At 39.8% G+C, this 327-nt stretch carries 1 protein-coding gene; it reads left to right on the top strand.

Annotated features, from left to right (window positions below):
- Positions 1-311: hypothetical protein (locus A9G07_RS12000; protein ID WP_176713954.1), on the top strand; the 311-nt coding region annotated here is incomplete at its 5' end.
- Positions 312-327 lie beyond the last annotated feature (16 nt).

Genomic DNA, 327 nt, shown 5'->3' with positions numbered 1-327 from the left:
TTGGGACTGTCAAGCTAAATTCTGTCGAGGAATACAATGTTGCAATAGTCGGCGGAATTAAATATTACACGCAGATTTATAAAATATTATTACCGCGTTCATATCCTACAGCACAAGTTGCAACTACGGTTACTCTCGTCGGTTCGCCGTTTGATGGACAACAAGCAAACGAATTTGGAGTGTGGGCGAGAAACAATCGAGGGTCTGACGGTGTAAATAATGGTGTTTCAAAAAACTCGTTTGATGTTTCTATTACATCAAAAGCCCTTGGGTATGTGCCTGTTATTCATTTTAGCTCAGATGGTTATTAACGGAGGTAGTATGTTA

Source organism: Gilliamella sp. wkB72 (genome assembly GCF_001693745.1).
Lineage (GTDB): Bacteria > Pseudomonadota > Gammaproteobacteria > Enterobacterales > Orbaceae > Gilliamella > Gilliamella apicola_E.
Note: the sequence above shows the minus strand (reverse complement) of the source record. Positions and strands in the feature narration are given on the sequence as shown.